Origin of the sequence: Dasania sp. GY-MA-18 (genome assembly GCF_024734385.1) — a bacterium.
In the GTDB taxonomy this organism is placed as follows: domain Bacteria; phylum Pseudomonadota; class Gammaproteobacteria; order Pseudomonadales; family Dasaniaceae; genus Dasania; species Dasania phycosphaerae.
Genome location: NZ_JANHAP010000011.1, coordinates 69,052 through 81,223 on the forward strand (window position 1 = coordinate 69,052; position 12,172 = coordinate 81,223).

General features: G+C 46.8%; 12 protein-coding genes. 8 read left to right on the plus strand and 4 right to left on the minus strand.

What is annotated here, in order from left to right:
* Positions 1-41: 41 nt before the first annotated feature.
* Together NO559_RS13560 and NO559_RS13565 are read right to left on the minus strand one after the other, a co-directional pair.
* Complete coding sequence (locus NO559_RS13560) at positions 42-503, minus strand: PEP-CTERM sorting domain-containing protein (protein ID WP_258332400.1); 462 nt, start codon at positions 501-503, stop codon at positions 42-44.
* A 204-nt stretch (positions 504-707) separates the two neighbouring features.
* Positions 708-1,652, minus strand: a complete 945-nt coding sequence (locus tag NO559_RS13565; RefSeq protein ID WP_258332401.1) for a zinc ABC transporter substrate-binding protein — start codon at positions 1,650-1,652, stop codon at positions 708-710.
* 139 nt (positions 1,653-1,791) lie between these two features.
* Between NO559_RS13565 and NO559_RS13570 the strand changes: the two genes are divergently transcribed.
* The 8 genes from NO559_RS13570 (at position 1,792) to NO559_RS13605 (ending at position 9,684) form a co-directional block, all read left to right on the plus strand.
* Positions 1,792-2,319, plus strand: a complete 528-nt coding sequence (locus tag NO559_RS13570) for a Fur family transcriptional regulator (protein WP_258332402.1) — start codon at positions 1,792-1,794, stop codon at positions 2,317-2,319.
* Positions 2,316-3,182 (plus strand): zinc ABC transporter ATP-binding protein ZnuC, encoded by an 867-nt coding sequence (gene znuC / locus NO559_RS13575; protein ID WP_258332403.1) that lies wholly within the window; start codon positions 2,316-2,318, stop codon positions 3,180-3,182. The genes NO559_RS13570 and znuC overlap by 4 nt, the downstream gene beginning before the upstream one ends.
* A complete protein-coding gene (locus NO559_RS13580) occupies positions 3,175-3,975 on the plus strand; it encodes a metal ABC transporter permease (protein WP_258332404.1) in 801 nt (266 codons plus the stop codon). The genes znuC and NO559_RS13580 overlap by 8 nt, the downstream gene beginning before the upstream one ends.
* A gap of 759 nt (positions 3,976-4,734) precedes the next feature.
* Entirely contained in the window at positions 4,735-5,634 is a 900-nt protein-coding gene (locus tag NO559_RS13585) for a kinase (protein WP_258332405.1), read from the plus strand.
* Positions 5,635-5,933: 299 nt separating this feature from the next.
* Positions 5,934-6,749 (plus strand): hypothetical protein, encoded by an 816-nt coding sequence (locus NO559_RS13590; protein WP_258332406.1) that lies wholly within the window; start codon positions 5,934-5,936, stop codon positions 6,747-6,749.
* Positions 6,750-7,757: 1,008 nt separating this feature from the next.
* A complete protein-coding gene (locus NO559_RS13595) occupies positions 7,758-8,456 on the plus strand; it encodes an OmpW family protein (protein ID WP_258332407.1) in 699 nt (232 codons plus the stop codon).
* Positions 8,457-8,601: 145 nt separating this feature from the next.
* A complete protein-coding gene (locus NO559_RS13600; RefSeq protein WP_258332408.1) occupies positions 8,602-9,072 on the plus strand; it encodes a cytochrome c in 471 nt (156 codons plus the stop codon).
* 6 nt (positions 9,073-9,078) lie between these two features.
* Positions 9,079-9,684, plus strand: coding sequence for a cytochrome b/b6 domain-containing protein (locus NO559_RS13605; RefSeq protein ID WP_258332409.1), 606 nt, complete (start codon positions 9,079-9,081; stop codon positions 9,682-9,684).
* Positions 9,685-10,130: 446 nt separating this feature from the next.
* Here NO559_RS13605 and NO559_RS13610 read toward each other — a convergent pair whose 3' ends face one another.
* Positions 10,131-11,462: a HAMP domain-containing sensor histidine kinase gene (locus NO559_RS13610; protein WP_258332411.1), complete on the minus strand. Its 1,332-nt coding sequence runs from the start codon at positions 11,460-11,462 to the stop codon at positions 10,131-10,133.
* On the minus strand, positions 11,459-12,145 hold the full coding sequence (locus tag NO559_RS13615) for a response regulator transcription factor (RefSeq protein WP_258332412.1): 687 nt from the start codon (positions 12,143-12,145) through the stop codon (positions 11,459-11,461). Before NO559_RS13615 ends, NO559_RS13610 begins: the two co-directional genes overlap by 4 nt.
* Between the last annotated feature and the right edge of the window lie 27 nt (positions 12,146-12,172).

The following is a 12,172-nucleotide window of genomic DNA, read 5'->3' on the forward strand; positions in this document are numbered from 1 at the left end:
CCTAAACAGGAGCCGTTTTTAGCAAAAGTATAAACTAAGGTTTATTTCTGGCTGTGGCGAGCAACACCTAAGCCTATTAAACCCAAAGCCAATAAAACCAATGAGCCGGGCTCGGGCACATTGGTAATGGTGATATCTGCTCCACAGTTGTTATATGTGGTACATGAATGGCTGCGACCAAGCCAAGTCATAAAAGCTGTGTCAGCTGTGCCTTGCCAAGATACGGCATTGGGCTCCCAGATTTGATTAAGCAAATCTATATCGCCTATATCAAACAAATTACCCATATTGATGTTGTAAGTGCCAACCACGCTAAAAGTGCTTAGCTCATCAAAACGTAAATAACCATCGCCATCAACATCGTTACCGCTGAGAGTACCGTGATGATTACGATTGCCGCTCCAGCCAAAGCTAAACTCTGCCTCTACCAGGCCGGCAAAAGCGCTGGGGGCAGCCGTGCTAATAAGCAATACAGTCGCGATAATTTTTAATAAATTGTTCACAGTTAACCTCAAAGTAATAACTAAACTAACTGTAAAATAGCATTAATCAAGCCAACTATTAAAAATACTTATAAATCAATATGTTAAATGTGATTTATCTTTTAGACTGAATGCTATTTGTAAATATTACCGACATGGAAAATCGTTGTTTTAGAAGCGCTGGTTATAGCTAACAGAAAAACTTAGCGGAAAGCGTCTAAGCCACTACTGCACACAGCTGATAAAGCGCCGGCCAAAATCCGCCATAAAACGACTGTAGCCATGGGCGCCTAAAGTAATATGCCCAGCCATAGGGTCTAGCAATTGCTGCTTAAGCGCCAGGCCTTGGGTTAGGTTGCGTAATAGCGCCGGCTGGTATTGCGGCTCTTTAAAGATGCAGGCAATGCTGCCTTGTTTAAGCTGCTCGCTTAAGGCCCACAAGTGCTTGGCGCCAGGCTTTTTGTCGGGGCTAAGGCTTAACACCGCTGCATGACGCAGGCCGTAATGCTGCTCAAAGTGGCCGTAACCATCGTGCAGCACCATATAAGGTTTAGCCTTTAAGGCTTTAAACTGCTGCTGTAGCTGTGCATCCAAAGCGGCCAACCTGGCAGTAAAGCTTTGCAGATTTTGCTCAAAAGTAGGGCGCTGCGCGGGCAGTAGGGTGCTTAGACGCTGCGCTATTTGCTGGGCTATGTGCTGCGCTTGCGCGGGGCTTAGCCAGATATGCGGGTCTTGGCCGTGATGATTATGCTCGCTGTGGCTACTGTTGCGCTCATGGCCGTGCTCATCTTCATCTTGCTCTGCATCCAGTTCTGACTCATTAAGCAGCGTTAACACTCGCGCCGAGGGCAACAGCGACAAAGGCTTGGCTAAAAAGCGCTCCATACTGGGGCCTACCCAAATCACCAATTCGGCATGGGCCAAACGTTGCCTATCCGAGGGCTTAAGCTGGTAGAGGTGAGGGGACACGTTGGGCGCTAGCAATAGCTCCACCTCGGCGGCATCACCGGCTATATCTAAGGCAATCAACTGTAGGGGCTTAATCGAAGCCAGCAGCTTAGGCTTAATGGCGGGCTGAGCAGCAGGGCTGGCCAGGGCAGTTGTTGCTAACAACAAAGCTAGTACAAACAACAAGGCAAGTGGCAGGGCGCTAGGACGGGCAATTAACACAGGGGCAGGCTCAATAAGGTCACAATAAGCAGCAATAACAAAGCAGGGCGATTTTAATACGCACAGCGCTATCACACAAAAAAGAAACGTTATATTATAACATTTCTTTTAGCGAGCATAGGGCACAGCCTAGCCAGCCATGAAAACCGCAACCGATACCAGCGGCTTTGAGCAACACAACCACAGCCACTGCATTAACAAAGCCTTGCAAGAGGCCGACCTTATCTGCCAGCAAAAAAGCCTGCGGCTAACCCCGCTGCGCAGGCAAGTGCTGGGCTATATTTGGCAAAGCCACAAACCGCTTGGTGCCTACACCTTATTAGAGATGCTGGCAGTCAGCCGCGCGCCCGGTAACAACAGCCGGGTAGCACCGCCCACGGTGTATAGAGCGCTGGAGTTTTTACTAGAGCACGGCCTAATACACCGCATCGCATCACTCAATGCCTATATAGGCTGCTGCAGCCCCAGCGATAAGCACCAAAGCCACTTTTTTATCTGCCGCCACTGCAATAGCACCGTAGAGCTGGCCACCCCAGCCATTAGTGCCGCCATTGCCCAATCGGCAAAAAGTACCGGCTTTATGGTAGAGGATGAATGCGTAGAAATCGTGGGGCTATGCCCGCAGTGCCAAAAAATAAACCCAGATGCAGCAGGTGATATAGAGTGAGCGAGTACCTACTTCAAGCCAAGCAAATCTCCATGGTTTACGGCCAGCAAACCGTGCTGCAGGCGGTGGACTTAACGATTAGAGCAGGGGAGATCGTCACCCTAATAGGCCCCAATGGCGCGGGCAAAACCACCTTGGTGAAAGCCGTGCTAGGGCTGATTGAACCCAGCCTAGGCCAGATTATTCGCCAGCCCGGCCTGCGCATAGGCTATATGCCACAGCGCCTGCATGTAGACCCCAGCCTGCCCATAACCGTGGGCCGCTTTTTACGGCTGGCCCACCCCAGTAAAGCTGCCATTAAAGAAGCCTTGGCCGAGGTAGGCACCAGCCATTTGCTTAACAACCCCTTGCAGTCCATCTCGGGGGGCGAGCTACAGCGGGTGCTATTAGCTAGGGCGCTGCTGCGCGACCCGCAGCTATTAGTGCTGGATGAACCGGTACAAGGCGTAGACATAGCCGGCCAAACCGAGCTGTATCAACTCATCGAAACCCTGCGCGAGCGCCACCAGTGCGGGGTATTAATGGTATCCCATGACTTACACCTAGTAATGGCGCAAACCGACACGGTGATTTGCCTTAACCAGCATGTGTGCTGCCACGGCCACCCCGAGCATGTGAGTACCGACCCCGCCTACTTAGCCCTGTTTGGCGAAAAATACAGCCAGGCACTGGCGGTATACCACCACGATCACGACCACGAGCACGATATACACGGCGACGTTATCCCCGACGAAAGCGGCAACAGCCCTAACCATGACCATAGCCAGTGCGGCCACAATCATCACCACGGCAGCCATCAGCACAGCAATAAGCACAACGAACAGAAACAAGACGAACAAAAAGGAGGGCAGGGCCATGCCTGATTTTTTATGGTTAGGCCTTAGCGCCGGGTTAATCATCGCCGCCATCGCCGGGCCCTTGGGCTCGTTTGTGGTGTGGCAGCGGCTGGCCTACTTTGGCGACACCCTAGCGCACTCCGCCTTACTGGGCGTAGCCCTCAGCCTGTGGCTAAGCATTAATATACAACTGGGCATTATCATCTGCTGCCTAGGCTTAGCCGTGCTGCTAGTGGTGCTGCAACGCAAGCCGCAACTGGCCAGCGACAGCCTGCTGGGCATACTCTCACACGGCAGCCTGGCGCTGGGCCTAGTCACCATCGCCTTAATAGACGACGTGCGGCTAGACTTAAACGCCTACCTATTTGGCGACCTGTTAGCAGTAAGCCAGCAAGACCTCTACTGGATAGGCGGCGTAGCGCTGGCCCTAGCACTCACCCTATGGCGCAACTGGAACAGCCTGCTAGCCATCACCGTACACCCCGAACTGGCCCAAGTAGAGGGCCTGCCGGTAGAGCGCCTGCGTCTCACCCTAATGCTAATGATCGCCTTGCTGGTCGCCATCGCCATGAAAATCATCGGCGTGCTACTGATCACCGCACTACTCATCATCCCCGCCGCCGCCAGCCGCAAGTTTGTAACATCCCCCGAACAAATGGCCGCCACCGCCATAGCCATAGGCTGCGGCTCAGTAGCAGGGGGCTTGGGTTTATCACTCAGCCTAGACACACCCGCAGGGCCATCCATAGTGGTGTTTGCGATAGGCTTGTTTTTAGTTGCTGGGCTAGCTAACACAGCCTTAAGTTCAGTTAAAAAATAAAACACGGTCATGCCGGAGCTGATCCGGCAGCTATCCTTGTTAGATGGATGCTGAATCAAGTTCAGCATGACAAGCTACAGTACGTCGTACCGGCCTTGCGCCGGTACCCATGGGTTTAATTTATTAATTCTCTTTAACAATCCTTTTTCGCCCGTTGGCGAGTTACTTCTTTTACGTGCATAAAAGAAGTAACCAAGAAAAGTGCACCCTGAGTCCGCCGCCCTTCGCCTATTGGCTACGGGAAACCTGCGCTACTCATAAATTTGCGGCCGCTGCGCAACTCACATTTTTTGATAATCAATCAAAAAATGCTCGGACAGTGCTCGCTGTGGCCACCGCAAATTTATTCCGTTGCTCGGCGGCTCCCAAGGGATAATGGGTACTCCGTAGCGAGCTGTGTAGTATTATCAGGTTTTTATCTTTATATAACTGCTCTACAATCATCCATAATCAACAACTTTTAGAAAGCGAAATACCACTCGTCGTGCCGGCCTTGCGCCGGTACCCATAGTTTTTTACTGACTAAAATATATTCACAGGCATCACCTTCTATGAAGTACCCGTTGCCCCTTGGGAGTCGCCTAGCAACGGAGAAAAATAACAGCGCGAAGCAGCGAACACAGTCAGCTAGGTGGATGCTGAATCAAGTTCAGCATGACAAACGTACAGTACGTCGTACCGGCCTTGCGCCGGTACCCATTGGTTTACGCTAAACAATAAAAGAGCGTAGCTCTTAACAAAAACAACAATCAAATAACCATGAAAAACATCGAGCCATACCTAAAACAATTCCAAACCCAACATCAACTCCCCGATGACTACCTAACATCCGCACAAAACCACTACACGCCCCTAATCAACGCACTGCTACAACAACAAGCCCACAGCCAACAAACCCTCACCCTAGGCATAAACGGCAGCCAAGGCAGCGGCAAAACCACCATGGCCGCTTACCTGCACACCGTGTTAACTCACCAGCACAAGCTCAAAGTAGTCAGCCTAAGCCTTGATGATTTTTACTTATCCAAAAGCGCGCGCCTACAGTTAGCCCAAACCGTACACCCACTACTGGCCACCCGCGGCGTACCCGGCACCCACGACATTGCACTGGCACTCACCACCTTAGCCGACTTAAAAAAACCGGGCAGGGTAGCCATACCGCGTTTTAACAAAGCCAGCGACGACTGCGTAGCCCGCGAGCAATGGGCCAGCATCAACGCCCCCGTAGACATTATTATTTTAGAAGGCTGGTGCTTAGGCGCTATCCCGCAAAGCGAAGCTGAATTATTGCCAGCCATTAACAGCCTAGAGGCCCAGCACGATAGCGATGGCCGCTGGCGACACTACGTTAACCAGCAACTAGCACAGCATTACCAAAGCTTGCATGAACAAATCGACAGCTGGGCCATGCTTAAAGCGCCATCCTTTGATTGCATCTACCAATGGCGCTTACAGCAAGAGCACAAACTTGCCAGCCGCATAAAAGCCGAGCAGGGTAGTGAGCAGGGGGCTAGTGGGGTAATGAGTGACAAGGCCGTTAAAGAGTTTGTGATGTATTTTCAGCGGATTACTGAACATTTATTAACGACCTTACCTAAAAAGGTAGATTTTTTGTTTAGCTTGGATAACAATCGCAGCATCGCTAATAAAACGCGTTAGGACGAATGATCATTAAAGGGATTTTTAGTGCTTAGCACCATACTCAGTTTTACTCCCTTCTTTTGTTTCATTCCCCTTGGTTAGTTTTGGCATTTTGTGATTGCGCTGCGTATTAATATCAACGCTGATTGCTGTATTGATAATATACATGGCCAGATATTGACGTATAGGCGTGGTTAGATCTTGCAGCAAATGTTTAGATATAGACTTTTTTGTCTAGATTTATACTTTATGTTTTGATTTGACTATAGCCAAAAATTAACTGTTAGCATCTAAACATCCGTGCCATTAAGGAAGATATGAAGAAGATAAATTTTAAGATTTCGTACCATAACGGCGATGCAAGAGATGGTCGCCTGGACATGTACGACGCGACGGTTTCATTACAAGGGTTTGCAAAGGCATTATCAATAACTACGCATGCGTTGCTAAATGACGGTGAAATAAAAAAGCACGGAAACAAAATTTCTGGTGCCAAGCTATATATAAACCCGTCCCGTAAAGGTAGTTTCGAAGAACTCATAACATTAGCTATCGAAAACCAAGCGGCTTTGGCCGTAGGAACAAGCGTTGTTGGGGCTGTATTCTACGATCTCATTAAATGGACATGGTCAAAGACTTTAGACTTAAATTACAGCCCTGAAACAGCCCAAGTAAGAAAGCTAGAAGATAGAATTGAACCGTTTATTGGAGAAATGGAAGAGGCTTTAGAAATTCCTCTTGAGCAGGCACATCGACCGATTAAACAGTGCGATGACATGACCATTGTTATAAAAAGGCCTCGAAACCCAGATCATGTGATCAAGATGGATAAAGAGACACTAAAAAGTGTTTCTATTCAAACTGAACCCAATGTTATTACCAATATTACAGGAAATGTTACTCGCTATAATATTTTGTCTGGCATTGGCCGGTTTTACGATAATGAACTAGAACGTACTGTGTCATTCAAAATGCCTGAAAAGGCAGGCTCATCCCAGCGCCGTAGAATCACCTGGTCTTTGCATAATGCCCAGGATGAAGGCGAAGGAAAAATAAGGCTAGAAGTAAAACGTGTAGTATCTGCAAAAGGGGTAATACGTCGCTATCTTGTTCAAAAAGTATATCGTATATAAATGCTAACAAGGCCAGCCAGAGGGAACAAAAAACCGCCGCTTCGCTCTGGTTTTTCGTCCCCTGCTGGCGGCGTTATGAGTAGGTGCCGATGAGCAGCGCAAAGGAATGCCCAAGCTGTAACACCAATATTTCTTGGTGGCGAAGAAAGTATCGAGTTACGTGTAAGCACTGCGAATCAGAGCTTGTCATGGCAAACCATGGTGCGCATTTGCTTCTATTAATAGTAATGTCGTTTATCTTTCTATTGGCCTGGGTATTCAATCCTACACTTTTTGTTATTGCATTGCTTATTGAACTATCATTTCACAATTGGTTTATCAACAACATGCTATTTTATAAGGTCGTCAATGAACCTAGGCCACAAACCCAGTAACACTTATAACAAGTTTGGCCACAATCTCGCTTCGCGCTGGGCATACTGCTGCGCAGTTTGCCTATGCCAAAAGCGTTATTTTCAAGAGGTGCATAAATGGTAGGCGGCTCATTCAGCCCAGTTTGGTATAAATGCGTTAAGTGTAAAGGTGGATTTGATTTTTATAAAACCAAATGCCCTCACTGTGGACACGAGCACTCTAAAGAAGAAATTTATGCTCTTAAAAAGATGCATTTTAAAAAAAGCAGTCTAGGAATGATCATTGCTGCAATAATATTTATCCCACTGTTTTATATTGCATTTAAATATGGATAGTAGAAACATAACAAGCACATCAATAAGCGTACACACATACAAGTTAACGATTATCTACTCTGACCATAATACCTCACACCAGTACCCGCGCCTAAAAACATCAACAGCTATATTTTCTTAGCAGCCAAATACCAAGCTATCCCAATTTTTATAATTAACCTGCCCCAACAAATTGCCCACCGCTATTTAACACCCAGCAAATACTCACCCCACTAACTTTAATCTAGATCAAATCATCTTTACGGCCGCTGTGATTTAATTATTGTTATTAATTGATCACAACAATATCAACCTTAACAGCCGTTATAGAGTACCCAGTATGAAAGCAGTCACTACTTTAAGTCGTATCGTTGCCCTCAGCGCAGCCTTTGCAAGCCCCAGTTATGCTTATCAAGCGGGGGATATAATTGTGCGCGCCGGTGCCACCACTGTAGAGCCGCAAGAAAGCAGTGACGCTATTGCATTAAATGGCAGTACTTTATCGCTAGCTGGCGGCAATACCCATTTAACCGTCGACAGTAACACTCAGTTGGGATTAACGTTTAGTTATGTGCTTGATAAGCACTGGGCTATAGAGCTGTTAGCTGCCACGCCTTTTTCGCATACCGCAGCGGCCACTGGCGAATTAGCCGGTTTAGATATAGCCCGTGTAAAACAACTGCCGCCCACCTTGTCCGCCATTTATTACTTTAATAACAGCGGTAAATTTAAACCTTACCTAGGTGCGGGCATCAACTACACGATTTTTTTTGATGAAAAAATTAACAGCCAGGCCGATGCGGCTCTAGAGGGCTTAGGTTTAACCGGCGCTAAAGTGTCGCTAGATGACTCATGGGGTGCAGCTTTGCAAATTGGCGCAGACTATATGATTGACGATAATTGGCTATTAAACGCCTCTATACGCTGGATAGACATAGACAGCAAAGCCACCATAAAATTTGATGGCGGCCACCAGCTAAGCAGTGATGTAGCTATAGACCCTTATGTTTACACCCTAGCCATAGGTTATAAATTTTAATATAGCTGGTTAGAGCACATTAATGTGCTCTAACCTTACCTAACAGTGCTCAATTAATGCACTCTAGCCCTTTGATGCCTAAGAGGCCTTGAGTTAAAAAACTCACTGATTCATAATCAATTTTTCAAATATTTAAGAGGCATTTATGAGACATATTACTCGCACACTTTTAGGCTTTACCGCGCTTGTTGTTTCTTTACAAAGTTTTGCCGATAGTAAAGATCCAAACCTAGACCTAATTCATGCTCGCCAAGGCGAAATGGAATTGCGCTCTTACTTTTTGGGGCCATTAGTGGCCATGGCTAAAGGCGACACGCCATACAATGCAGAAACCGCCGCTAGCTTTAGCAAAAGCCTGCAGTTATTAAATGGCTTGGATATGGATAGGGCATGGTCACCGGGTACTGCTAACGACAAATACGAGGGCAAAACCAAGGCCTTGCCAAAAATTTGGAACACCTACCCTGAAATAGGTAAATACGGTGAGAAATATGAAGCCGCCGTCGATGCCCTTGCTGGCAGCGCTGGTAATGGCTTGAATGAGCTGCGCGCTAACCTGGGTGATGTAGGCAAAGCCTGCAAAGCTTGCCACGACGATTTTACTGCAAAAAAGTAAGCACAATTGCAAAACTACCTGCTTAAAAAAATATGGGACCCACTGACACGCTTGTGGCATTGGGTTCTAGCCGTGGTGGTATCGCTAGGTTGGTACTTTGGCGAATACATGTCATTCACCTTTATAGACTGGCACTTTTACTGTGGTTATGCGGTATTAGGTTTATTGGCAGTACGTTTAATTTGGGGGTTTATTGGCCCCAAACCTATACGTTTTAGCAGCTTATTTACTCGGCCATCGGTACTAATAGCCTATGCCCGCACCTTGGGTAAACGCAGCCCTAGTGGCACACCAGGGCATAACCCACTGGGTTCGCTTTCGGTACTTGCATTACTTTTGCTGCTAGCAGCACAGGCGCTGTCAGGATTGTTTATTGAGTCGGATGTTTTTTTTGAAGCAGGGCCACTTGCCCACCTAGTAACCGAATCCACTATGGGGCGCATGGCTTGGTGGCATGAGCTATTAGCCCAATGCATTCTTGTGATGGTAGTTTTACATGTTGCGGCTATTTTTTATTATTGGCTATGGAAAAAAGAAAACCTGATTACACCTATGATTACTGGCTGGAAATGGGTTAAACGCGTATACCTTAGCAAAGATGAAAACCCCTGACGGCCCTTAGTCGCCCCTTACCGTTCTATTACCTTAAAAATCATCCGCTACTTAATAATACCCTTGAGCCACAGTAATTTTATTTTAAGTGCTAGGTGTTGGTTGCTTGTTACTTCATCCACTTTTTCACGGTTTTGCCATAGTCAAGATACTCGCTACGCTCATTACTTTGTCATACCCAAGACACTCGTTACACTCATGGGGCAGGCCCTACCGGCGAAAGCCGGTATCCATATGTAACACTAGATTCCGGCTCGAAGGCCGGAATGACTTTCATATTCAACAGCTAGATTCCGGCTCCGAGGCCGGAATGACCTTCATATTCAACAGCTGGATTCCGGCTCGGTGGCCGCAATGACCTGCGCCGTGCAGCTTTGCGAATGCTGTGGTTTTTGCTTAAGTAATACCATTGTATTCAGGGTTGTTACGCTTAGTACTGTCCCTAATTAACTTTTAGCCTCACTTACACCCAACCACAAAGCTCTACCTCCTTCAAAATCAACCACCACATGATAACGCCCCTGCGTTTCAGTCACTTCATAAAACCAACCGTGGCGTTGAATCACTTTTTCGCTAAGCTTTAATCCCAAACCATAACCCGAGGCCATTTTTTTATCGCTTGCTTCTGGTTTAGGCTTATTTTCTTGATCGCTATTACTGCTGTTAATAATGGTGACGCGACTAGCTTGTTGCTTAATGACCACCTTACCCTGTTGGGTGTGCTGGTAGGCATTGCGTATAAGGTTGCTTAATACTATGTGGCAGGCTGTAGCCTCGATATTGACGGTGTAATCCTCACAATCTAGGGTGACCTCAACATTTTTTTCGTTAAGCAAATAATCTAGATCGCCACATAATTGCTTTATTTTTTCATTGAGCTGTATAGGCTGCGGCGGCATGCCTTGCTCGTCATTACGGCTTAACCACAATAAAGTTTCAGTTAAGTCACTCATGGTTAGCCCTGCACGCTCTATGCGCTGCAATGTGAGTTGTTGCTTGTCGCTAATGGGGTCTTTTTCAGTTAACCGTTTTAGTAAATCGACGTTGCTACGTATAACCGAAATAGGTGTGCGTAGTTCATGGCTGGCATAGCTTAAAAAACGTTGCTCACGGTCTAGGCTTTGCTGCGCCGACGCTAAACTGCTTTGCACTAATTCTGCTAACACATTGAGTTCGTTGTAGCTAAAATCTGGCGGTGGTTTTTGAATAGTGTCTTGGTTAAGGGATTTAGCCCAGTTTTTTAGCGACTCTATAGGTTTAGCAATTTTTTGCATAATCATGATTAACACAAAGGCAAAAAATACGATGGCGGCAACAGCCATACCTATAGTCCAATATAAACGTTTACTAGGCTTGCTTTTTCCTGTTTCTGCGACTTTACCTCTATCTAATATTACTCTACTTATAAAACGCACTTCACCTTCTGGGGTGTAATACCTTAATAAAAAATAAATATTTTCAGGCATGGTAAAAATACAATCCTGATCTTTTAATTTTTGTAATTGACCCACTTCATCTGGTGGCAACACAAAACGCTGTTGAATAATTTCTGGGGTATCTTGCCAGCGGCTAGCTACGCTAAAGCCCGCTATATGTTGCGGCAGGCCATCTTCTACGTTGGGAGTTTTTGCCAATTCACGCATTACGCCTTTCAAGCCTTTATCCAGGCCATCAAAAAAGTAATGCACGCTTAAAAACGAAAAGCCTATAGCCATCACTGAACCCAGCAAGACTACACTGATAAAAAAATACAACCTAAGGCTGGGCCTGATTTTCAAAGCTGTGCCCCCTTACTATTAGTCGTTATGGCGAAGCCTATACCTGAAACGGTATCTAAACTGATGTTGTTATGCGCGGCATCCAACTGTTTACGCAAGTGGTAAATATGCACTTTTAGGCTATTGCTGTCGGGCTGTTCGTCGCCCCATACCGCCTGCATAATATGCTGGCGGCTAACCGCTTGCGGGCTGGCGCGCACTAATACCTCTAATAATTTAAACGCAATGGGTGAAAGTTTTAGCGGCGTTTGTTTTAGCTGCGCGCTGCGCTGGTTTATGTCCAAGCTTAAGTCGCCTAACACTAAGCGCTTAGCTTCACCGCTGCGGCGCTTGGCCAGCACTTGCACGCGTGCCACCAGTTCCTTCATGGCAAAGGGTTTAACTAAATAATCATCGCTGCCAGCGGCAAAGCCCTCAAGCTTATGCTCTAGGCTATCGCGGGCGGTTAACATCAGTATAGGAATGTCCATACCTCTTTCGCGCAGGGTGTTGCACAAGGTTAAGCCATCCATTTTAGGCATATTGATGTCTAGCATAATCATTTGGTAATGATTGCTTTCTAACAAGTTCAAACCCATTAAGCCATTGCTGGCGTGGTCACAGTTGATGGACTCTAGGTCTAGGTAATCAACAATGGTGGTAGCCAGATCAATATCGTCTTCTACCAGCAGTACGTTTATCATTAATAGCTAATCCTAAATTGTCCGGGC

What these genes read in the sequence shown, in the direction of transcription:
- NO559_RS13590 (WP_258332406.1), top strand. Translation starts at nt 5,934, where the DNA reads ATGAAGAAGATAAATTTTAAGATTTCGTACCATAACGGCGATGCAAGA.
- NO559_RS13615 (WP_258332412.1), bottom strand. Translation starts at nt 12,145, where the DNA reads ATGATAAACGTACTGCTGGTAGAAGACGATATTGATCTGGCTACCACC.
- NO559_RS13585 (WP_258332405.1), top strand. Translation starts at nt 4,735, where the DNA reads ATGAAAAACATCGAGCCATACCTAAAACAATTCCAAACCCAACATCAA.
- NO559_RS13580 (WP_258332404.1), top strand. Translation starts at nt 3,175, where the DNA reads ATGCCTGATTTTTTATGGTTAGGCCTTAGCGCCGGGTTAATCATCGCC.
- NO559_RS13600 (WP_258332408.1), top strand. Translation starts at nt 8,602, where the DNA reads ATGAGACATATTACTCGCACACTTTTAGGCTTTACCGCGCTTGTTGTT.
- NO559_RS13595 (WP_258332407.1), top strand. Translation starts at nt 7,758, where the DNA reads ATGAAAGCAGTCACTACTTTAAGTCGTATCGTTGCCCTCAGCGCAGCC.
- NO559_RS13570 (WP_258332402.1), top strand. Translation starts at nt 1,792, where the DNA reads ATGAAAACCGCAACCGATACCAGCGGCTTTGAGCAACACAACCACAGC.